The following is a 21,857-nucleotide window of genomic DNA, read 5'->3' on the forward strand; positions in this document are numbered from 1 at the left end:
ACCCGCCCCTACAGGAATCAGGCTAATCGACCGGACATGATATGAGAGGGAATTAAATCTCTGCTTCACCGATCATTTCGCCCATCGCTACAACAATTTTTCGCGAACCGATAAATGGATTGCGACTGTGAGCGGCAAGCATATTATCTAGCATTAAGATGTCTCCTGCTTGCCAGGGAAAACTAACAGCAGCTTGCGCGTACACTGCCTGAATTTCTTCCATTACTGAGTCTTCAATAGGAGTGCCGTCACCGTAATAAACATTGCGGGGGAGGTTCTCTTCTCCAAAAACAGAGAGCAAGGAAGCGCGGGTTGCCGCATCTAAGCAGGAAATGTGATGCAAGGGAAGTTGATTGAAAAATACCATCTCTTTGGTTTTTGGGTGCTTGGCAATTGCGGGGCGAATTTTGCGAGTTCTCAAATTATTTCCTGCTTTCCACTCAAATTCCATCCCAGCTTGTCGGCAGTATTCTTCAACCACGGATTTGTCTTCTGTTTGGAAAAAATCTTTCCAGCTTACATCCAGTCCGTCTGTGTAGTTACGGACGTACATAATTTGCTTTTGGGCAAATTTTTCTCTGAGTTTCGGGTCTAACAACTGGTAAATTTTACGGCAGTCAACAATGGGCGTTTCTCCGCCTTGTTGCGCTGGCTGAACGCAGAAAAACCAGATTTTCATCGGCCAGCGGTGCAGGTGCGAACTCTCGCTGTGAAATAAGATAGCTTTATCTGCTGGGTAAGGAGTTGAACCGTAAACTTTTCCGCTAACTCCTTCGCGTGGCAAATCCCCGTACTCCCCAAATAATTCCGAACAAATTGAGAGTGCAAACTGCTCGAATGCGGCAACCACAGGGCCGGTGAACCCTCGAAAAAGAATCCCTCCATGCTGTAGCAATTTTGCCTCTATAAATTCGCGGTTATTTTTCGCCCAGTCTGCGATATCGACATCGGCTACTGCGGGTTTTGCTAATAAAGGAAAGAGTTCGTCGGGGTGCAGGTAGTCGGTTGTTATCAATTCGCCTTGCGGCAATGCCACTGGCTTCGGCTTGACGCTTTTGAACTTACTAAAATTGCTTTTTTCACGCTTTAATTCTTGCATGGCTTGTTTCTGTTTCTGGGCTTCTGTGAGTATTTCTAAAGTGTTTAAACGACTGTCAGGCTGCGCTACAATGCTGCCGAGGAGGGTTTCAAAGCGATTTGACATTTGAGCGATCGTCTCTCTGTCAAATAGGTCGGAATTATACTTCCAACTGCCGACAATTCCTGTCTCTGTTTCCGAGACAAATAGCGCCAAATCAAATTTAGCCGTACCGCTATCAACTGCAATCGGCATTAAAGTTAAACCCGCCATTTCTAAATTCGGCATAGGCGCATTTTGCATGACGAATAAAACTTGAAAGAGCGGTGTTTGACTCAGGGTGCGATCGGGTCGCAATTCCTCCACCAATTTGTCGAAGGGCAAATCTTGGTGAGTGTAAGCTTTTAATGTCACTTCGCGCACGCGATCGAGCAGTTGGCGAAATGTAGGATTGCCGCGCATATCGGTTCGCAAGACGAGGATATTGACAAAGAAACCAATTAAAGCTTCTGTCTCAACTTGTGTGCGGTTTGCTAGGTCAGTACCGACGACAATATCTTCTTGATTTGTGTAGCGATAAAGCAGCGTTTGGAGTGCTGCCAACAATGTCATAAATAAGGTGACATTTTGTTGCCGACTGAGTGCGTTTAGCGCTTCTGAAACTTGCCAATCAAGCTGAAATTCTTGAATCTCAGCTCGATCGCTAGAAACAGCAGAACGCGGTTGTTTGGCTGGCAATTGCAGCGGGGGCAAAATTTGACCCAACTGCTGCTTCCAGTCAGCGAGTTTTGCTTCGAGAACTTCGCCTTGCAGCCAATTTGTTTGCCAAACAGCATAGTCTGCGTACTGTACAGAAAGTTCGGGTAGGGGAGAAGGTTTGCCACTGCTGAAAGCTTCATAAAGCGCCGCCACTTCCCGCACCAGTACCCCCATCGACCAGCCATCAGCTACGATGTGGTGTACTGTCACTAACAGCAGGTATTCTGTCTCGTCAAGATGTAACAATGTGACGCGCAGTAACGGCCATTTTGTTAGGTCAAAAGGCTGTCGCGCTTCTTCAGCGGCAAGTCGCATTGCCTCGGCTTCTCGTTCAGCTTGCGATAACTCTCTTAAGTTTACGATCGGCAATGTGAATTTAAAAGATGAAATAATAACCTGAGCGGGTCGTCCTTCCACCGAGTTAAAAGTTGTCCGCAATGCTTCGTGTCGCTTGATAATCTCCTGAAAAGTTTGCTCTAGAACCGCTACATTTAGCGCCCCCTTCAAGCGCACGGCTGCTGGGATATTATAGGCAGGATTTCCCGGCTGCAATTGGTCGAGAAACCACAGTCGTTGTTGTGCAAAAGAAAGGGGTAATTCTCCCAGCCTTGACGCAGGCTTGATGGGGGGTGCTTTCAGTTTTTGCGAGGCGCGATATTGCAAGAGGCTTTCGGTAACAGTGGCGACGGTAGGGGATTCAAAAAGAGAGCGCAAGGGCAGTTCAACTTGAAAAGCTTCTCGCAGGCGAGAAATCGCCTGAGTAGCCAGCAATGAATGACCTCCCAATTCAAAGAAGTTATCGTGAATTCCCACTCGCTCTAAACCGAGAACTTCCGCCCAAATTTCTGCAATTAATTGCTCGTCGGGAGTTCGAGGCTCGGTAAAATTGCTCTCGAATTCGGCTGTGTTTGTGTCAGGTGCTCTTAGCGATCGCCGATCGATTTTTCCGTTAGGCGTTAAAGGAAGCGACTCCAATAAAACAAACGCTGAGGGAATCATGTACTGCGGCAATTTTTGTTTCAGGTAAGAGCGCAAATCATTAATAAGTTCTGAGTCTTGAGTTTTGAGTGCTGAGTTAGCAACGATATAAGCTACTAAACGCTTGTCGCCCGGATTGTCTTCTCGAACCAGTGCGATCGCTTCTCGCACGGCTGGGTATTGGCTGAGTACCGCTTCAATTTCGCCTAATTCAATGCGAAATCCGCGAACTTTCACTTGGTGGTCGCTGCGCCCCATAAATTCAATGTTTCCATCGGGGAGATAGCGAGCCAAGTCCCCGGTTTTATAGAGGCGTTCTGAAAGAATAAACGATGAAGAATTAAGGATGAATGAAGCATGAATTGGGTCTTCTACAAAGGGGTTAGGAATAAACTTCTCTGCGGTCAGTTCCGGTCGGTTTAGGTAGCCTCTAGATAAGCCGGCACCGCCGATGTGCAGTTCGCCAAAAACGCCAACGGGAACCGGCATTAAATAGCGGTCTAATATGAAAATTTGAGTGTTAGCGATCGGGCGACCGATGGAAACTGATTCATCTTTGCGATCGACCTGATTGAGAGTAGACCAGATAGTGGTTTCTGTAGGGCCGTATAAATTCCACACAGAAGCGCCGCGCAAAAGCAACTGATTGGCGAGTTGTCGGGGTAAAGCTTCTCCCCCGCACAGTATTTTTAATTGATTGTTTTCCTGCCATCCTGCTGCTAAAAGCATTTTCCAACTGGCTGGAGTAGCTTGCATGAATGTCGCGCCAGAATTTGTTAATGTTTCTAAAAGCTTTTCGCCGTTAGATGCCACTTCTCGGCTGGCTACAACAACCTGAGAACCTGTTGTAATAGGCAGGAACAGTTCCAGCGCTGCAATGTCAAAAGATAAGGATGTTACTGCTAGCCAAACATCTCCGTCTGCGATCGCGAGTTGTTGGCGCATAGAACTCAAGAAGTTAACGGCAGAGGCGTGGGAAATTTGCACTCCTTTGGGTTTACCTGTTGAGCCTGAAGTATAGATGACATAGGCTAAATTGGAGGAATTTTGTAAACCCACGAGTGGCTCGTCGCAGCTCGATAGGCCTTCCGAATCTGCATCCAGAAACACGATGGAGGCGCTATTTCTTGGCAGGGTTTCTAATAGCTTTTTCTGAGTGAGTAACACGGAAATTTTCGCGTCTTCCAGCATGAATCCCAGGCGCTCTGGTGGATACGCTGGATCGAGGGGGACATAAGCGCCACCGGCTTTGAGAATGCCGAGAAGCCCTACAATCATTTCTAGGGAACGCTCGACATAAATCCCCACCAAAAATTCTGGTTTGACACCGATTTTTTGCAAGTAACTTGCGAGGTTATTTGCTTTTTTGTTCAGTTCCCGGTAAGTCAGACATTCATTTTCAAAGACGACAGCGATCGCATCCGGCGTCCGCTCTGTCTGCGCTTCAAATAGTTCATGTATGCACTTATCTTGCGGAAAATTTGATTGAGTATTGTTCCACTCGAACAGCAGTTGCTGCTGTTCAGGTTTCGTCAAGATTGGCAAATGTGAAATGCGCTGTTCGGGATTAGCAGCTATACTTTCTAGTAAGGTTAGAAAATGTCCGGCTATCCGCCGTGCAGTGCTAGCGTCAAACAAATCTTGGCTGTACTCAAGCGTTCCATTAATACCCTCTAATCCTTCCTCCAGGTCAAGCGCTAAATCAAATCGAGCCGTGTTCCGTTCTATTTCCAAACTGCTCAACGTCACTCCTGGCAATTTTATCTGCGGCGTCCGAACATTTCGCAGAGAAAACAATACCTGAAATAGGGGATTATGACTTAAATCTCGTTCGTGGTGTATGATTTCTACCACTTTCTCGAATGGCAAATCCTGGTGGTTATAGGCGCCGAGAGCTACTTCTCGCATACGACCCAGTAACTCTTTAAAAGTCGGGTTGCTCGACAGATTGGTGCGGAAAACTAAGGTGTTAGCAAATAAGCCAATTAATTCCTCGATTTCGCGTCGGTTGCGGTTAGCAATGGGGGAGCCGACTAAAATATCTTCTTGCCCGGTGTAGCGATGGAGCAATGTTTTAAACGCTGCCAGTAGGGTCATAAATAAAGTCGCTTTTTCCCGCTGGCTTAATTGGGCGATTTCCTCTGCGATCGCCTTGGGAATGGTGAATTTATGCACCGCACCTCGGAAGGTTTGTACTGCCGAGCGGGGACGATCAGTTGGCAAATTTAGTACAGGGAGATTGCCTCCAAGCTGTTTTTTCCAGTAAGCAAGCTGCGTCTCTAAAACTTCTCCCTGCAACCACTGGCGCTGCCAACTTGCAAAGTCTGCGTACTGTACCGACAGTTCGGGAAGGGGAGAAGGTTTGCCAGTGCAAAAGGCTTGATAAAACGTGGCGAGTTCCTGGATGAATATTCCCATTGACCAGGCATCGAAAATGATGTGGTGCGTACTCAATAGCAGCACCCAGTTTGAATCGCTCAATTGCAGCAATTTGGCACGCAATAAGGGTGCTTGTGAGAGGTCGAAAGCAAGCTTTGCTTCTGCGGCGATTAACCGTTCTACTTCGCGAGATCGTTCAGTTTCAGGAAGCGATCGCAAATCTCTTTCTAAAATTTTCAATTCCAGATTTGAAGCGATCGCCTGAACGGGTTGCCCGTTTATTGTCTTAAAAGCCGTTCGCAAAACTTCATGACGCTTGACAAGTTCGTTGAGACTGCGATCGAGGGATCTCGCGTCGAGTGTTCCCGTCAAACGCACGCCGGCGACGATGTGATAGGTAAAGTTGCCTGGAGTTAGTTGCTCAAAAAACCACAACCGCTGTTGAGCAAACGACAGAGGAAAAGTGTTAGAATCTCGACTTTGAGGCAGAATTTTTGCTAGCAAAACGTTTTCTTTTTTCTGGTTGAGTCGCTGCAACAGCAACTCCCGCTTTTGGGGAGAAAGAGTCGCGATGCGTTCGATTAAATCACTCATTTACTGACTCCTTGTTGGGCGAGAATTTCCTGAATTTGTACTTCTGACAGTTGATCGAGGTCTGCTAACACCATCGCTAGCATTTCACTGTCTGTTTGTTCGGCTTGCTTTTGGGCGATCGCTACAGCAAAATCGGCGACAGTGGCCGACTCAAATAAACGGTGCAAAGGCAACTCGACCTGAAATGCTTGGCGCACTCTGGAAATTACTTGAGTTGCTAATAAGGAATGCCCTCCTAATTCAAAAAAGTTGTCGTAAATGCCGACTTTTTCAAGTTTGAGAACTTCAGCCCAGATAGCGGCTAAAACTTCCTCGATATTTGTGCGAGGCGCGACAAAGTTTCCTGTCAACTCCGGTCGCATTTCATCAGGTGCGGGCAGGGATCGTCGGTCTACTTTTCCGTTAGAAGTTAAAGGAAAACTTTTGAGGATCACAAAAGCAGAAGGCACCATGTACTCCGGCAATTTTGAGGTTAAGAAATTGCGAATTTCCTTGTGGGTAGGTGCTTGTTTCTGATTAGAAACAAAATAAGCCACGAGACGCTTTTCACCAGGCGCATCTTCCCGCGCCACCACTACAGCCTGCGCGATATCTGGATGTTGCCCCAGCACCGCCTCAATTTCTCCCAATTCAATGCGGAAACCGCGAATTTTTACTTGGTCGTCAATTCGCCCGATAAATTCGATGTTTCCGTCGGGCAAATAGCGAGCCAAGTCGCCGGTTTTGTACAGTCGCGTCTTTGCTTGCGTGTCAAAGGGATTGGGAATAAATTTTTCTGCGGTTAATTCAGGGCGGTTAAGATATCCGCGCGCCAAATTATCACCGCCGATGTACAGTTCACCAGGTACGCCTATGGGCACCGACTGCAAGTAAGAATCCAAGATATAAATCTGAGTGTTGGCAATCGGAAGACCGAGGGGAACTGTGTCAAAATCGCACCCAATTTTATCAAATTCGACTTGATAAGTCAGGACACCTACAGTTGTTTCTGTTGGCCCGTAGTGATTGAATACTGAGCAACTGGGAGCCAGATTGCGAAGTGTTTTAATTAAGCTCCAGTTGGCAGATTCACCTCCTAAAATAAGCCGTTTACCAGGCAAAATTGACTTGGGTTGAGAGGAATTTAAAAGGGCGGCTAGGTGAGAGGGAACTATTTTGAGGCAGTCGATGGGATTGCGGCAGAAATATTCACCCAGTGCCTCTGGATCGGTGGCGCGTTCTTGGGAGATAATATGCAGGCAACCGCCGAAACAAAGGGCGGGGAAAATCGCTGTGTTTCCTAAGTCGGCGGCGAAGGTGGAAACGGTAGCAAAACTGGCTTTGGCTGGTAGGTTTAATTTTTCCTGAATGCTGTGCAGGTAATTGAGCAGTTGCCGGTGTTCGATCGCTACTCCTTTGGGAATGCCAGTGGAACCGGAAGTATAGATGACGTAAGCTAAATTGTCTGTAGAAACACGGGGCGTGTAAGATGCAGAAACAGTGGGAATATCTGTATCGATGCAAACAATATTTGCCTGAGTTTTCGGCAAGGTTTCGATGAGCCGCTGTTGTACGAGCAAAACCTTCACCTGAGCGTCTTCTAGCATTAGGGCTTTGCGCTCTATTGGGGTCGTTGGAGCGATGGGTAAATAGGCGCCACCGGCTTTGAGTACGCCCAGCATTCCTACGATTGTTTCTAAGGAGCGATCGAGGCAAATGCCCACAACGACTTCTGGCTCAACTCCCAAGTTTTGCAGGTGATGGGCGAGTTGATTGGCGCGATCGTTGAGTTCTCGGTAGGTGATTTGTTGACTTTCAAAGATGACGGCAATGCTGTCTGGGTTGCCTTCTGCTTGTTCTTCAAAAAGCTGATGAACGCATTTATTTTTCGGGTAATCTTTTTGAGTTTGGTTAAAGTCAATGAGAAGTTGCAGCCGATCGCGATCGCTCAGTATGTCTACCTGACTGATAGCGACTTCTGGATTTTTGACTGTGCTTTCTAAGAGCGCCTGAAAGTGTTGTAACAAGCGCTTTATATCTGCCGCAGCAAATAAAGCGGAATCATAGTGAAATTCAGCGGTTATGGAATTGCACAGGCGAAGGCAGGAGAGCTTGAGTTTGAATGGCTCTAGGCAGGCATCTTGCCGAACAAGGGAAAATGAAACGCCTGAATTACCATAGTTCTTAGGCTCTGCTTGGAACTCAAAGCAGACGGGCCAAAAGCTGCTGCTTTTTTCGTTTTCTAAAATTTCTTCCCAGCTAAAATATTCTTGCCAGTTGTACATTTCGTTGAGATTAAGCTCAACTTGCTGCCTCGCTTGTGAGAAATTTAACTCGTCTTGCACTAGGCATCGTAGGGGTAAGTATTTGCACAGCAGCCCCAGAGAGTGTTCTAATTCTTCATATTTTCTGCCGTCAATCGCTACGCCGATTATCGGGTTTTGCTCTCTGGTAAGCCGCCAAATGAGAATTTGCCAGCAAGTCAGCAGGAAGGCAGAAATATCGCTTTTGTGCTTTGGGGCGATCGCTTCCAGGCTGTTCAACAAATCACCCCGAATTTCCACCCTTTCTACTAGCGGCTTAAATTCCGCTTCTGAATTCTTCTTTTCCCAAGGAAGCGTTAATAAATCCAAAGATTCAAGGTTCAGCTTTCGCCAGTATTCTTGGCCGATTGCCGTTTCTTCTGATTCGAGTAACTCATTTTGCCACTCAGCAATATCGGCATATTGCATTGGCTCATCGGCTGCTTCTTCTTGGCACGCACAGGCCCAGTAGGAAAGACTGACTTCGCGGGTAAAATTTTTCAGGGTGACGCTATCTGCAATTAAGGCAGAGAAGTTCGCCAGCAATAGGTGCTTGTCTTGGGCGAGAGTGACTAAAGAGATATGCCAAAGTGGGCCGCGCTCAAAATCAAAAGGAAGCAGACTTAGTTGCGGAAAAAGCGCTGCGATTTTAGCTTCTTGTTCTTCAGGAGACAAACCGCTCAGATTGTGTTCCGAGATAGGAACTTCACCAGTGCTGGCGATCGCTTGCAGGGGTAGTGTCATCCCAGGCAAGCAGTGAAAGCTAGTCCGCAGGATTTCGTGCCGATTCACGACATTTTGCAGCGCCCTTGTAAAAATCTCTCGATCGAGATTTCCGGTAATTAAAATTGCACCTCGAACGCGATAAGTCTGTTGGCTTTTATTTTGCTGTAACCCCCACAGATGCCGTTGCTGTGGAGAGAGTCTAAACCCTTCGATTGTTTCGTTTTGCATTTCTAAAGTTCCTTTAATAAGCCTAAATATCTTGACAGCTAAACGCTTCTGCCATACCGACAACAACCCGACGCGAACCAGAAAATGGCGTGCGTCCGTGCGCGGCTAGCATATTATCTAACAGCAAGACATCTCCTTCTTCCCAAGGGAAAACAATCGTTTCTTGCTGATAGCAGCGACGAATTTCGTCTAATATACAATCTTCAATGGGCGAGCCATCGCCGTAATAAGCATTGCGGGGTAAATCTTCCTCTTTAAAAGAAGTTAAAAGCTCTTTGCGAACGGCGGGTTCGAGATTGGAAATGTGGAAGAGGTGAGCTTGATTAAACCACACCATTTCCTGCGTTTGTGGGTGTTCAGCGACAGCTTGACATATTTGCCGAGTTCTCAAGCGTGAAGCGAAGCTATCCCGAAGGGAATCGCCACTTTTCCATTCTAACTCAATTCCCGCTTTTTGGCAATACTCTTCTACCTCAATTTTGCTATCAGTATTGAAGACATTTTGCCAGGGTAAATCTACGCCACCGCCGTAATTTCGCACATACATAACCTTTTTTTGGGCAAACTTTTCTCTAATATTTGAATCCAGGCTTTCAAACACTTTGCGGCTGTTAGCGATCGGGGTTTCTCCTCCCTGTTCGGCTTTCTTGACGCAGAAAAAAGCGATTTTCAGTGGCCAATTTCTAGAATAAGCCATTTCATTGTGCAGTGGGATGAATTGCTCAGCAGGATACTCGGTGGAAGTGTAGATATTTCCGCTCACCTGACTGCGCGGAGTTGAGCGAAAAGAATATTCCAACAAGTCGCCCGCAAGAGTTTGAATAAACTGCTCGAAACCATTCACCCCGCCCACTTCAAAGCCTCGAAAAAGTATTCCTCCATGCTTCCATAACTGCATTTCAATTGATGAGCGATTGTTCGCAGCCCAACCCGCGAGATTTAATTTTTCTACTGTTGGCTGAACCACTAGAGGTAGAAAGTTTTCGGGCTGGAGGTAGGCGGTTTTGACTAATTCCTCTGAGGATAGGCTGACGGCTTTGCGCCTAACCGATCCTAACTTTTGGGAATTGAGATTCTTTGTTTCTGTATTTGTCATAATTTTTGCTTTGGTGAAAAATTTATCCCTTTTTCCCGAAAAAACCTGAGAGATTGAAATTAAATCCGTTAGCATCGGAACTATTCATCTCTCTGTTCTCTTCCTCTGCGTTCTCTGCGTACTCTGCGGTTTAATCATTCCAATGCAACCGGAATTGATATGAGCCATCATTTTCTACTTTTCATAACTTTGCGTTTAGCCATTTTTAATTTTTGAATTCCCGAAAGATGAATTAGTTTTTGCTGTTCGATTTGGTGCTGCCTTTCTGCTTCGGCAAGAATTTCTGCCAAGTCGTCGATTCTGATATCTGGCTGGATGACTACCTGGTTGAGGAGGATTTGAAAACCTCTCACCATTCGGGCAATAGTCGCAGCCTCAAATAAGTCTGTTTTGTACTCAAATAAGCCTTGAATTCCTTCTGAAGCCTCCCAGAGAGTGAGGCTTAAGTCGTGTCTCGACATACCGACATCGAATTCCAGAATGCTCAAGGTCAAACCAGCTAACTCCAAGGGTGGCATGGGCGCATTCTGGAGTACAAACCACACTTGAAACAGCGGGTTATAGCTGAGATTTCGCTCCGGCTGCAATTCCTCCACGAGCTTTTCAAAAGGAACATCCGGGTGAGCGTAAGCTGCTAACGCTACCTCGCGTGTTCGACCGAGTAGTTCGCGGAAAGTTGGATTACCTGCGGTGTCAATTCGCAGCACTAAAGTATTGACAAAAAATCCAATTATTTCCTCTAATTCAATGCGGTTGCGATTGGCAATGGGAGAGCCAATAGCGAGGTTATCCTGCTTTATTTGGCTGGATAGCAAGGATTGAAATACTGCCAAGAATGTCATAAATAGGGTGACATCTTGTTGCTGGGCGAGCGTTTTCAGCCTTTCATTTAAAGACGCAGAAATCACAAAAGATTGCTGCGATCCTTGGAAAGTTTGCACGGGAGAGCGCTGCCGATCAGTTGACAGTACAGCTAAACCGCCTCCCAATTGCTGTTTCCAATAAGCGAGCTGTTTTTCTAATTTCTCTCCCTGGAAATGCTGCCGCTGCCAACTGGCGAAGTCGGCATACTGCACGGGAAGTTCAGGCAACCCAGAGGGTTTGTCAGTGGAAAAAGCTTCATAAAGTGCGGCTACTTCTCGCACCAACACGCCCATAGACCAACCATCAGAAATAATGTGGTGTATCGTCAGCAGCAACACATATTCTGCCGAACCAAGTTGCAGCAAAGTGCCCCGCAGTAAGGGATCTCGCGTTAAGTCAAAGGGGCGTTGGGCTTCTTCAAGAGTACGCTGCTCAATTTCAGCTTGCTGCTCAGTTTCTGGTAAATGTTGCAAGTTTACCACCGACAAAGCGAAATTCAAGGAAGGAGAAATCAGTTGGACAGGTTCCCCGTCCACTTCTGCAAAAGCAGTCCGTAAAACTTCGTGACGCCGGACAATTTCATTGAGTGTTTGTTGCAGTGCCGACAAATTCAATTGCCCTTGCAACCGCACAGCAGCAGGAAGGTTGTAGGCAGGGTTTTCTGGAGACAATCGATCGAGAAACCACAGCCGTTGCTGGGCAAAAGAAAGGGGAGCAGAATTTTGCTGCGATCGCCTGGGAATACGCTTAGATTGCTCAGCCTGTACTGCCTCTTTGCCTAATGCTTTGAGGAGGAGCGATCGCTTCTGGGGCGAGAGGTTTTTTAGTCGTTCTGAACGATTAGTAGACATCATAATTCACTTCCTCGCAGTGGTCGCTGTTTGTGATAGTTAAGGAAAGCTTTGCTGCTATTTTTAGCTGGTCGTTTAAAACAACGTTGATATCTGCTTCAGTGGTGAGGGGGTTGGCAAGGACGACTCGAAAAGCAACAATGGGAATGGTTTTGCCATAACAGGTGTTTTGCACGGTTGTTCGCGATACGAAGGTGTGACCGGCTTGCCGCTGGGCCTCCTGAAGGCGCTCGTTAAATTCATTAATGAAGTGGTAGTCTGCTTCTGTTAGTTGTTTTTTGGCTGCTTTTTCCCTGAATTTTTCTGGAATGTAGCGGTATAAAAGAATATTAATTTCTGGTTCTAGCAGCAATTCAAATGCTGGATTTTCCCGAAGTAAATTGGCTAAGTGCTGCGTTTTATGGATGCCTCCATCTATCAAAAACTCATAGCCTTGATGGCCGATGATATTTAAGGCGGCTTGCAAGAACAAACTCGCACCCGATCGAGAGCCTTCGAGAGAGCGTTTCCCTAGATCGATCGAGTCTTTTCGCACCGTGTAGGGTGCGTTTTTTTCAATAACTTTGGCGGTTTGGGGATTGCGGAATAAAACCATACCGATTCCCATTGGCAAATACATTTGTTTGTGTCCATCTATGGTGACGGAATCTGCTAGTTGAATGCCTGCTAATTTGTGTCGGTGACGTTGGGAAAAAAGCACGGGGCCGCCCCACGCGGCATCGACGTGAAAGTGAGCGTTTGCTTCTTGCGCGATCGCGGCTATTTCTGGAAGCGGATCGATACTTCCCGAATCGGTGCTGCCTGCAATACCGATAATTGCCAGAATGTGCAGGTTGCGATCGCGACATTCGGCTACAGTTTGGCGCAGCGCTGCCAAATCCATCCTGTGATTGGAATCGGTGGGGATTTTTAGGAGATTGCGATCGCCAATGCCTAATAAACCGGCAGCCTTTTCAAAAGAATAGTGCATCAAACTCGAACCGATTATCACCATTCCCTTGTAGCCGTAAAACTCTAAAGCTGCGTACAAGCCTTCTTTTTCAATGCCACCAAAGTTATTTTTTGGCCCTAAAGAAGCGTTGCGAGCGCACCACAAAGCTGTGATATTAGCTAGGGTGCCACCCGTTGTCATGATACCGAGCGTGCTGTCACTTTTTTGAATGTGCTGGTTATAAAAATCCTCAGAAAAATCGTAAATTAATCGGTGCATCATTGCCAAAGTCTGGCGCTCGCAGGGGCTTAAAACTTTGGCTGTTTCCATCTTGACTAAATTTTGATTCATCGCGGTTAACAGCTTCGCGATCGGGCGCACAAAATAGGGAAGTGCGCTCGTCATGTGACCGATATATCGGGGGGAAGATGTGTGAATGGAATGGGCAACGAGGGTTTGGGTCAAATCATCGATATAATTCCCAACATCTGTAGGAAGGGCGGGAATTTTGTTTTCCATAAACTGCTGAATAATTAACTCTAAGTCAATATCTGTACTAGCGGTTTTTGCGTACAAAAAGTCTTGAACTAAGGCAGAAATTCGCTCCTCCATTGCTTCTTCTGCCAAAAATGACTTTTCTGAGGCACTGAATAGCTCCATTAACTTTTCTTCAATTGGGTTAACCGAGGCTTTCAATGGCTGCATTACATCTTGAGAACTTGTGGCTTTTACTGTTAGTTTACTCATGCGAATTTATCCTGTTATATCAAATCCGTTAGCATCGGCATTATTCATCTCTCTCTTCCCTTTCTCTGTATCCTCTGTGTCCTCTGCGGTTTAATCATTCCGATACAACCGGAATGGATATTAAATGGGATTTTTAAATCTCCAATTACCCAGCGAACCCTTAAGGAGCAAAGGGCTTTTTGTGTTTTTTGACCCACCCGATATTTACTCAGCCACCATCACAGTTTGTGCTGACTCTCCATCACTCTTTTCTAAGAGATCGAGCAATTTATCTATCTGGTTAGCATCGGCGTTTGCCAGAATTTCTTCCTCGATTAGTTCAGCTAAATTCTGAAGGGTGGGAGCAGCAAAAAAATCGCACAGTGCTAACTCTACCCCAAAGCACGATCGCACTCGCGATATTAACTGTGTTGCCATCAGAGAGTGACCGCCGAGGTCAAAAAAGTTTTGCTTAATTCCTACTTTTTCTAGCCCTAAAATAGCAGTCCAAATGTCAGCAATTTTCTCCTCTGTAGGCGTTTGTGGCTCAGTGAAGGCTGTTTCATCAGAAACGTAATCGCACCTTTGAGATAAGGCGAGACGGTCAATTTTTCCGTTGGGCGTTAATGGCAACGCATCTAATAGCATAAAAGCTGAAGGCACCATGTAATCGGGCAGTTTGTGCTTCAAGAATGAACGCAGTTCGGAAATAAGTTCTGGGTGCTGATTTCTGAACCCTGAGTTAGGAACTAGGTAAGCGACTAGGCGTTGACTCCCCGGTGCATTTTCTTGAAGCAAAACAGCAGCGGTGGATACAGAAGAATGTTGAGAAAGTGCTGCCTCTATTTCTCCTAGCTCAATGCGGAAACCGCGCATTTTTACTTGGCAATCGCCACGACCCAGAAATTCTATATTACCATCCGGCAGGTAACAACCGATATCGCCTGTTTTGAACAAAACTTTTTGATGATAATTACCGAGAAAATCTAATTTTTGTTGCCCAAACGGGTTAGAAATGAATTTCTCCGAGGTTAATTCCGGGCGGTTTAAGTAGCCCTGTGCCAATCCATCGCCGCCGACGTAAATCTCGCCGGGAACTCCGATCGGAACGGGTTGCAAATTGCGATCGAGCAGATAAATTTGCGTGTTGGCGATCGGGCGACCGATTGGAACTTTCTCGACACAGTGAGTTGCATCGTACCACGTCACGTCTGCAGCTACTTCCGAAGAGCCATAAAGATTGATTAATACCCGCTGGGGCATCTGCTCTCGAAATTGCTGGCAAAGTTCGAGCGGCAGAGTTTCTCCGCTGCAAATCCAATATTGTAATTGAGGCAAACGCCTGTCTAAATCAGGGAAGGAATCTAAGATAGCGCGCAACAAAGAAGGAACCAGCACCAGTCGAGTTACATTTTGCTTTGATAAGGTTTGAAGGAATTGGTTAATATCTTTGACGGAGCGATCGGGAATAATGACAGTGGGCAACCCATGCAGCAAAGGAGCAAATATTTCCCAAACCGAATCGACAAAATTTAAGGACGTTTTTTGACCGCAAATATCTGCTTCGATAAAAGGGTAGGGGTTCCAAAAACAGCGATTGACTGTGCCTCGGTGGGTGCCGAGTACGCCTTTGGGAGTGCCTGTCGAGCCGGAAGTGTAGAGGACGTAAGCGAGGTTTTCAGCTTCCACTTTAACAGCGGGGTTGCGATCGCTCTCGCGGGAAATTTCCTGCCATTCGGCGTCGATACAGACGACTTTAGCGCTGTGTTCGGGGAGGGTTTCTAGGAGGTTTTTTTGAGTCAAAAGCACCGGAACTTTTGCGTCGGCTAGCATAAAGGAGCGGCGTTCTTGGGGATAAGCAGGATCGATAGGAACGTAAGCGGCACCGACTTTTAAAATGCCCAAAATGGCCACCAGCATCGACAGCGATCGCTCTAAGCAAATTCCCACCAAAACTTCGGGTTTTACACCTAGAGATTGCAGGTAATGCGCGATTTGATTGGCTTTGGCATTCAATTCGCGGTAAGTCAATTGTTCATTTTCGCAAATTGCAGCCACTGCATCTGGGGTTCGCTCTGTTTGCGCTGCAAATAATTCGTGAATTGAGGAATTTTTGGGGTAATCCGCTTGGGTGTCGTTCCACTGGACAAGTAATTGCTGGCGTTCGGCGGCGCTCAATAGGGGCAATTCTGACAGTTTCCGCTCAGGATTGGCAGTCATTTCCTCTAGTAAAGTTTGCAGGTGTCCGAGCATCCGTGCGATAGCAGCGTCTTCAAAGAGGTTGCTATTGTAACCAATTTTCAGCGTCAATTCCGCACCGGGCATTGCCATCACCGTTAGAGGATAATTCGTTGTTTCCAAGGAGCGAATATTCTCTATTTTTAAGTTTTGAATCTTCTCCTGCAAAGAAGCATCCGAAGGATAATTTTCAAAAACGACCAAACTCTCAAATAGAGGTAAACTCCGAGGAACTTCGCTCCACCCCTGCACCTCAACGAGGGGGCTGTACTCATACTGCCTCGCCTCAACTTGTTGCGCTTGGAGTTCTTTCAAGCAGGATAAAATAGAATCCTTTGGGTCAATTTTTACGCGCACTGGCAGAGGATTTACGAACAGTCCCACTACCGATTCAGCACCCATTAACTCTGGCGGTCGCCCGGAGACAACCGTACCAAAAACCACATCTTCCTCGCCGCTGTATCGGCTCAAAAGTAGCGCCCAAGCTGCCTGTACGAGGGTATTTAATGTTAGCTGATGCTGCCGCGCGGCAGATTGCAGTGCGGCGGTGGCTGTTGCAGAAAATATCACCTGCTGTTCGCCACTACTTTCTAAACGGTTTCCCGCGACAATATTGCCCCGGCCGATCGCAGTTGGAGCTGCAAAACCTTTGAGAGTTTGCCGCCAAAATGACTCAGCCGCCGATAAATCTTGCTGGTGCAGCCAGGCGATGTAATCCCGATAAGGGCGAGGGCGTTTGAGGTGCAATTCCTCGCCCTGGGAGAAGGCTTGATAAAAACCAAAAACTTCATCAAGAACGATCGCCAGCGACCACCCATCTAAAACTAAGTGGTGGTGGCTCAAAATAAACTGAAAAGTATCTGTTTCTAACTGCGCCAGTGCAATGCGAATCAAGGGAGCTGATGTCAAGTCAAAGCCCTGCTCGCGATCGGCTTTTAGGAACGTTTCTAGCTGCTGTTGTTGTGCGGATGCCGAGAGCGATCGCCAGTCCATCTGCTGCCAAGATAATGCAGCCTGCTTACGCACCGCTTGCACGGGTTCTTTCAACTTTTCCCACACGAAACAAGTCCGCAAAATGGGATGTCGCTCTACAACATTTTGCCAACTATTTCTCAACGCAGAAACATTGAGATCGCCGCGCAAGACGCACAGCAGTTGCCCGAAATATACGCCCGATTCTGGCTGGTAGAGGGAATGAAAGAGAATGCCCTGCTGCGCTGGAGAGAGGGGATAAAAATCTTCGATATTGCCTTTGCTCATCTTACAGCTCTCCCAAAATTGCGGTAATGTTGTCTAAATCGTCCTGGCCCCACTGACTCCACTTAAACTCTGCAAAGTCAGAAGGAGTGCAGCCGCCGGCGTCGGGGGACTGACAGTATTGAATTAGCGATCGCAGCGATTCTATAAAGCCCGTTGCCAAATTTTCAATGCTTTCTCGTCGGTGAATGTTTTCGCTGTACGTCCAATCTAATTGCAGCTTGTTGCTGGTAATAAATCCGTTAATTTCCAGTAGGTAACGCCGATTTCCGCGCGGGCTGCGGATGGGGCCACTAGGCTCGGAGGACAGCATTAATAAAGAAGATTTCGGCAGCACTTGGTCAAACTGTCCGAGATAATTAAAGCTTACCTCAGCTTGCGGCAATTTGTGCAGTTTTTTAGAAAATTCTGGGTTTAAATATCGTAGGACGCCGCAGCCAATACCGCGATTGGGCACTGCGCGTAACTGCTCTTTCACTGATTTGAGTGCAGCCCCTAGATCGGAATGTTTTTCTAAATTAAACAGGACGGGGAAAACTGCTGTAAACCAGCCGATTGTGCGCGACAAATCTACTCCTTCAAATATATCTTCGCGCCCGTGACCTTCTAAGTCCAGTAAAAGTGAGTTATTGCCTGTCCAGCTTTCAAATGCTTGAGCTAAAGCAGTTAGCAATACATCATTAATTTGAGTGCGGTAAGCGGCAGGTACTTCTTGTAAGAGCAGTTTGGTTTCTTCCAGACTCAAAGCAACGGATACTGTCTTTTCAGATGCAACTAAATTAGCTGCATTTGGATAATCGACTGGCAAGGGAGAAGTTGGTTGGTGAGAAAGGGCGAGCCAGTAATCGAACTCTGCTTGCAATTCGGGCGATCGCGCCCACTCATGCAAGCGTTCTGCCCACTGCTTAAAGGAGGTTGTTTTGGGCGGCAGCGCGACAGTTTCGCCGCCGCTAATCTGCCCATAAGCCGTCTGGAAATCCTCAATTAAAATTCGCCACGAAACCCCATCAACCGCTAAGTGATGAATGGCCAATAACAAGCGATTTGGCTGATGTTTGCCCATGTCAAATAGGGCAGCGCGAAGTAATGGCCCCTCTGACAAATTCAAACTGGCTTGCAACTGAGTGGCGGCGGTTTGGAAAGCCGCTTCTCGCTCCTCTGGAGGTAGCGACGACAAATCAATGCAGGTAAACGGAGCAACCTCGTCGGGATTGGCGAGATTCTGCAGCCAGCCAGATTCTCCTTGCACAAAACGCAGGCGCAGCGCGTCGTGGTGCTTCAGCAATTCTTGCAAAACTGACTCAATTAATGCAGGTTCGAGAGGTTGTCGCAACTCGAAAAGCACCGCCTGATTCCAGTGGTGTGGATCGGAGAGATTTTGTTCAAAAAACCAGTGCTGAATTGGTGTCAGAGGAACTTCGCCGATGATTGATCCTTGTTCCGATTGTTGGATCTGAGCTGTATCGGCGATCGCTGCTAACTGTGCAATGGTTTGGTGTTGAAACAGTTGTTTTGGAGTGAGTCGCAACCCCGCTTGATTGGCTTTAGAAATGACTTGAATGCTGAGGATGGAATCGCCGCCCAATTCAAAGAAATTGTCGTCAATTCCCACTTGTTCTAACCCCAATACTTGCGCCCAAATTTCTGCCAGGATTTTCTCAATAGCTGTGCTTGGCGTGGCGAATGCCTCTTCGAGTTCTGGCCGATCGCGATCGGGTGCAGGTAGTGCCTTGCGATCGACTTTACCGTTGTTTGTTAAAGGCAGCGCCTCCAGCATCACGAAGGCAGCAGGCACCATGTATTCCGGCAGCTTTTCTTTCAGAAAGCAGCGCAGTTCGTGAATCAGTATTGAATGCTTATTTTGTGCGGCTGAGTTAGCAATGATATAAGCTACCAAGCGCTTATCGCCCGGTACATCTTCTCGCACTACAACCACAGCCTGGGCGACATCTGGATGCTGTCCTAGCGCTGCTTCAATTTCTCCCAATTCGATGCGGAAACCGCGCACTTTTACTTGGTGGTCAATTCGTCCCAAGTATTCAATATCGCCATTTGGCAGATAGCGAGCTAAGTCTCCCGATTTGTACAACTGCGCTTTCAAACTGTCATTAAAGGGGTTGGGAATAAACCGATCGGCTGTTAATTCTGGCTGATTGAGATAGCCCCGCGCGACGCCAGCACCACTAACGTAAATTTCCCCAGGAATGCCGATCGGAACGGGTTGGCAGTTGCGATCGAGCAGGTAAACTTGCAAGTCAGGAATTGGACGGCCAATAAGGCTGGCATTTTTACTTAAATCAGCGGCAGTCAGCGGCCGATAGGTGACATGGACAGTTGTTTCTGTAATGCCATACATATTGACCAGTTGGGGGTGCCGATCGCCGTGCCGGTCGAACCAAGGTTTTAAGCTTTGCAAGTCTAAAGCTTCCCCCCCAAAAATTACTAAGCGCAGGCTTAAATCTTCGCCAATTCCGACAGATTCTTCTGTCTTTATCAACTGGTAAAATGCAGAAGGAGTTTGGTTGAGAACTGTGACTCGTTCTTTGCATAGCAAGCTGTAAAAATCTTGGGGCGATCGGCTGACTGAATAAGGCACGATCGCGAGTCGCCCGCCGTAGAGTAAAGCGCCCCAAATTTCCCATACTGAGAAATCAAAAGCATAAGAGTGAAACAGCGTCCACACATCTTGCTCGTTGAAGTTGTACCACGACTGGGTAGCAGCAAACAGGCGGACGACGTTTGAGTGAGGGACTAAAACGCCTTTAGGGATGCCAGTTGAGCCAGAAGTGTAGATGATATAGGCGAGATTTTCGGCAGTGGTGCCGCTGACGGGATTTTTTTTGCTGTGTTGGGAGAAAGCACTTTTATCCCCATCGAGGCCAACGATTTTGGCGCTGCATTTGGGAAGGGTTTGCAACAATTTTTCCTCAGTCAGCAGCACATTTACCTGCGCGTCTTCGAGTATAAAAGCAAGGCGATCGCGAGGGTAGGCTGGATCGAGCGGAACGTAAGCGCCCCCGGCTTTGAGAATGCCGAGAATACCGACAATTGTATCGAGCGATCGCTCGACACAAATTCCCACCAAAACTTTTGGTTTAACGCCGAGTTGTTGCAGGTAATGGGCGAGTTGGTTGGCTCGTTCATTCAGCTCGCGGTAGGTGAGTTTTTGGTCTTCAAATACGACGGCAATGGCATCGGGAGTTCGATCGACCTGCGCTTCAAATAATTGATGAATGCAGCGATCGCTCGAATAATCGGCGCGGGTGTCATTCCACTCTACCAACAACTGATGCCGCTCTTTTTGCCCCAGCAACGGTAGCTCTTCAATCCGCCGATCTGGGTTGGCAGCTATACCCTCCAGCAACGTGATGAAATGCCCCGCCATCCGCCTAATAGTGACCGCATCAAATAAATCGGTACTGTATTCAAACTGACCGCTAATTTCTTCCTGCTTTTCTTCTAAATACAGCGTTAAGTCAACTTTTGCTGTCTGATTTTCAACATCTAAAAGAGTGAGATTGAGTCCGGCTATTGATTCTGCAGCAACAGGTGCAGTTTGCAACACAAAAGTAACTTGGAACAGTGGATTGTAGCTCAAATTGCGATCGGGTTGCAACTCTTCAACCAGTTTCTCAAACGGCAAATCCTGGTGAGCGTAAGCTTCTAAACTCACCTCCCGAATGCGATCGAGCAACTGCCGAAAAGTGAGATCGCCTGACAAATCAGTTCGCAATACCAAAGTATTGACAAAAAACCCGATTAGCCCTTGAATTTCCGCTCTGTTGCGGTTGGCAATGGGAGAGCCAACGGGGATATCTGCCTGTCCTGTATAGCGATAGAGCAACGTTTTAAAGGCTGCTAGCAGTGTCATAAACAGGGTGGCATTTTCCTGGCGGCTGAGCTTTTTGAGGGCTGACGTTAGCGTTCTGGGGATGAGAAATGATTCTTTCGCGCCCCGATAGGTTTGCACCGGGGGACGGGGGCGATCGGCTGGCAATTCCAGCAAGGGGGGAACGCCACTAAGCTGCTTTTTCCAGTAGTTAAGTTGAGTTTGCAAGCGATCGCCCGCAAGCCATTCCCGCTGCCAAATAGCAAAATCGGCGTACTGTATGGAAAGTTCGGGAAGTGGGGATGGTTTGCCAATCGAAAACGCTTCGTAAAGTGCTGCTAATTCTTGCAGAAAGACTCCGATTGACCAGCCATCAAAAATAATGTGGTGTAGCGTCAGCAGCAAGACATATTCCTCAGCATTTAACTGTAGCAAACTAGCTCGCAACAGCGGCCCTTTGGTTAAATCAAAAGGTTTGCTAGCTTCTTCTGCAGCGAGTTGTTTTACTTTTTCTTCTCGCTCAGTTTCCGCCAATTGTTGCAAGTCTAAAACTTGCAGCCCGAAATTAAATTTCTCACCAACCACCTGCACGGGTTGACCGTCTACAGTGGCAAATGTTGTTCGCAAACCTTCGTGACGGCGCACAATTTCCTTGAAACTTCGTTCTAGCACTACTACATTTAGCCTGCCTTTGAGTAACACAGCCGCCGGAAGGTTGTAAAAAGGGTTTCCCGGTTCAAATTGGTCAATAAACCACAGTCTTTGCTGGGCAAAAGAGGTGGGAAATGCAAATACTTCTTCTTCCGCAGTATTTGCTGAGTCGTGAGTATCTGTTAGAGTTTTTTCGGAAAAATGCACCGTCATGGGATTTTAGATTTTAGATTTTAGATTTTAGATTTTGGATTGACCGCACGGATCGAGTCTCTTTCTTGAGGATTTTAGATTTTAGATTTTCGATTGATTCCACGGATAAATCAGGGGGCTTGTACCATCAAGAAATTCTCGGTCATGGGATTGGTAACTGATAATTGGGAATTGGCA

At 47.0% G+C, this 21,857-nt stretch carries 7 protein-coding genes; all 7 read right to left on the bottom strand.

Translation table 11 applies throughout. The annotated features are described in order from the left end of the window. Positions 1-52 precede the first annotated feature (52 nt). The 7 genes from QUB10_RS05175 to QUB10_RS05205 all read right to left on the bottom strand — a co-directional run bounded on the left by QUB10_RS05175 (position 53) and on the right by QUB10_RS05205 (position 21,680). Positions 53-5,788 (bottom strand): amino acid adenylation domain-containing protein, encoded by a 5,736-nt coding sequence (locus tag QUB10_RS05175; protein WP_333200158.1) that lies wholly within the window; start codon positions 5,786-5,788, stop codon positions 53-55. Further along, complete coding sequence (locus QUB10_RS05180) at positions 5,785-9,024, bottom strand: amino acid adenylation domain-containing protein (RefSeq protein ID WP_333200160.1); 3,240 nt, start codon at positions 9,022-9,024, stop codon at positions 5,785-5,787. Before QUB10_RS05180 ends, QUB10_RS05175 begins: the two co-directional genes overlap by 4 nt. Before the next feature lie 22 nt (positions 9,025-9,046). Beyond that, positions 9,047-10,120, bottom strand: coding sequence for a TauD/TfdA family dioxygenase (locus QUB10_RS05185; protein ID WP_333200162.1), 1,074 nt, complete (start codon positions 10,118-10,120; stop codon positions 9,047-9,049). 167 nt (positions 10,121-10,287) lie between these two features. Further along, positions 10,288-11,838: a condensation domain-containing protein gene (locus QUB10_RS05190; protein ID WP_333200164.1), complete on the bottom strand. Its 1,551-nt coding sequence runs from the start codon at positions 11,836-11,838 to the stop codon at positions 10,288-10,290. Beyond that, a complete protein-coding gene (panP, locus tag QUB10_RS05195) occupies positions 11,825-13,513 on the bottom strand; it encodes a pyridoxal-dependent aspartate 1-decarboxylase PanP (RefSeq protein WP_333200166.1) in 1,689 nt (562 codons plus the stop codon). The genes QUB10_RS05190 and panP overlap by 14 nt, the downstream gene beginning before the upstream one ends. 204 nt (positions 13,514-13,717) lie before the next feature. Then, the gene (locus QUB10_RS05200; RefSeq protein ID WP_333200168.1) at positions 13,718-16,990 is read right to left on the bottom strand and encodes an amino acid adenylation domain-containing protein; all 3,273 of its coding nucleotides are present in this window, start codon (positions 16,988-16,990) and stop codon (positions 13,718-13,720) included. 1 nt (position 16,991) lies between these two features. Continuing rightward, the gene (locus tag QUB10_RS05205) at positions 16,992-21,680 is read right to left on the bottom strand and encodes an amino acid adenylation domain-containing protein (protein WP_333200169.1); all 4,689 of its coding nucleotides are present in this window, start codon (positions 21,678-21,680) and stop codon (positions 16,992-16,994) included. Between the last annotated feature and the right edge of the window lie 177 nt (positions 21,681-21,857).

Origin of the sequence: Microcoleus sp. B5-D4, from assembly GCF_036705145.1 — a bacterium.
Taxonomy (GTDB): domain Bacteria; phylum Cyanobacteriota; class Cyanobacteriia; order Cyanobacteriales; family Microcoleaceae; genus Microcoleus.

What these genes read in the sequence shown, in the direction of transcription:
- QUB10_RS05175 (WP_333200158.1), bottom strand. Translation starts at nt 5,788, where the DNA reads ATGAGTGATTTAATCGAACGCATCGCGACTCTTTCTCCCCAAAAGCGG.
- QUB10_RS05180 (WP_333200160.1), bottom strand. Translation starts at nt 9,024, where the DNA reads ATGCAAAACGAAACAATCGAAGGGTTTAGACTCTCTCCACAGCAACGG.
- QUB10_RS05185 (WP_333200162.1), bottom strand. Translation starts at nt 10,120, where the DNA reads ATGACAAATACAGAAACAAAGAATCTCAATTCCCAAAAGTTAGGATCG.
- QUB10_RS05190 (WP_333200164.1), bottom strand. Translation starts at nt 11,838, where the DNA reads ATGATGTCTACTAATCGTTCAGAACGACTAAAAAACCTCTCGCCCCAG.
- panP (WP_333200166.1), bottom strand. Translation starts at nt 13,513, where the DNA reads ATGAGTAAACTAACAGTAAAAGCCACAAGTTCTCAAGATGTAATGCAG.
- QUB10_RS05200 (WP_333200168.1), bottom strand. Translation starts at nt 16,990, where the DNA reads ATGAGCAAAGGCAATATCGAAGATTTTTATCCCCTCTCTCCAGCGCAG.
- QUB10_RS05205 (WP_333200169.1), bottom strand. Translation starts at nt 21,680, where the DNA reads ATGACGGTGCATTTTTCCGAAAAAACTCTAACAGATACTCACGACTCA.